At 57.6% G+C, this 1,913-nt stretch carries 2 protein-coding genes; both read right to left on the reverse strand.

Translation table 11 applies throughout. The annotated features are described in order from the left end of the window. A partial coding sequence (locus KIP88_RS45630; RefSeq protein ID WP_283848599.1) for a formyltransferase family protein occupies positions 1-1,713 on the reverse strand: 1,713 nt, incomplete at its 3' end. 2 nt (positions 1,714-1,715) lie between these two features. After that, positions 1,716-1,913 (reverse strand): hypothetical protein (locus KIP88_RS45635; protein WP_214494596.1); only part of this gene is annotated, 198 nt, incomplete at its 5' end.

The following is a 1,913-nucleotide window of genomic DNA, read 5'->3' on the forward strand; positions in this document are numbered from 1 at the left end:
CATCACACCATATAACAAAGTTTGCAAATGCTGCGTCATACGGTCGATCTGCTTCGGCTCTAGCCGACTTGCATCAAAATGCCATCGAAGGCTCCCATCCAGAGCGGAAACCTCAAACGTCAGCAAATCGCCGCATAGGGCTGCCCCAGCACTTTGGCTCGTCGTCAGATCGCCAGCGACAGAACCGCTGTCTGTGGTGATTGTGATGCCAATCGGCCAGGGCTGGTGCGACTGTAGCGCCTCCACACCCCGCAATGCCGGGCAGCGCGCGATAAGATCCCGGGCAAAGCTACCGTGTTCCCTCAGCTGAGCGCATTCGGCCGCGACCGCTTTGCGCACTTCTTCAAAATCATGTGCAAGGTCGACGGTAACTTCCATCGGCACGACAGAGGCAATAAGCACCTCCACCGCTTTAGAGCCAGCTAGCGGTCCATCCGATACAGGCGTCCAGCCCAATTGAAGCTCTGTTTCTCCTGTGATGCGGGCGAGATAGATCAGACATGCCGTTACCAAGTATTCCGTGCGATCATGTGGCAACAACTTAGCCAAAGCTCTTGCAATGAACCACGAACTCGACTGCCATCTGGGCGGCGCCTCAGCCACGGACAACGACAGGAAAGGAAGCTGCAATATTCTAAGCTGCTCTAGCCGCTGTACCCAAAACTCCTCTGAAGGCGCCAACAATTCATGGCTCGCAGTTATGCTCCGCGCCTCATCTTCGCTCAAAATAGGAAGGCGACCACCTTCATCCAGATTGGAGTGCCTGGCGAGGGCTTGCGCGTCCAGCACCTGACCATCGGAGCTGCCAAAGCAAACATCGACATCCTCTGTACCCGTCGCCACCCGCCAGTGGCTGGAGTGGACTTCAAGCAGGGAACCTGCCGGGAGGCCCGAGCGTTGAGGCAGCACCTCCAAGCGGCTGACTGTGACAACCTCATCGCCTACGAAAGCCTTGGACAGCCCCAATGGATTGGGATGATATGGCCCAAAGTTTAAGGCACGCGTCATCGCTGACAGATCTTGCGCGGGCCGATCCCATCGCAGACAGCCTGCCGCATCTGGGCGTCGACGTCTCGGAAAGTAGCTCCGGCTCACCAGTGCCTGCGGATAGGCAGTAAGCTCTCCCTTCGCTAAGCCAGTTAAAAGCTCACGGAAGCCCTCTATCGCGACTTCATAACATTTGAGGTTCAGGGTCAGTGCCGTATCGGTGGGCGCAATCAGCACTTGGCGCTGAACCACGACGTCTCCCGTATCAACGCCATCATCGATCCGATGCCATGTGATGGCGTATTCGGTCTCCTGCGCCAGCAGCGCCCAGGACGTCGCGCGCGTTCCCGCATATCGTGGCAATGGACCGTCGTGGTAATTAAAAGCACCTCGACGAACCCGCCCCAATACATCCGCTGGCAATATGAACGGATTGGCAACGGAGAAAATCAAATCTACCGGCGCGGCCTTCAAAAAAGAAGAGAGCTCTTCAACGCTTGCTACAGACGGGATGTTCGAGCGAACAGCCCAATCGCGGAATACGCCGTCGGCACACAACGCTGCACCAATGACGTGGCCCATCTCAATTGCCAGCTGCGCGCATCTGATAGCGAGCGTACCACTGCCGACAACGACGGTAGATGAGATCGATCGCGCTTCAGGTAGCCTGTCCTGATCGCCTGGTTGGCAGGCGCTCCCGCGCGCCGGAGATGCCCGATATGTCATCTTCAACCCTCCTGCAGTCCACCCACCAAGCTGGGCAGTTCCCACCATAGGTGCCGCGCCACGTAGCGGCTCAAACCAGCCACACTGGTTCGAATTTGCTCGGATAACCGCGCCCACAGTCGCTTGTGGAATATGGCGTGCATGACGGTAACGAAACTCTTGCGCGGAGCCAGATCTTCCCAAAGTGCCCGGCAAGCCCC

Source organism: Bradyrhizobium sp. SRL28, assembly GCF_018596315.1.
Classification (GTDB): domain Bacteria; phylum Pseudomonadota; class Alphaproteobacteria; order Rhizobiales; family Xanthobacteraceae; genus Bradyrhizobium.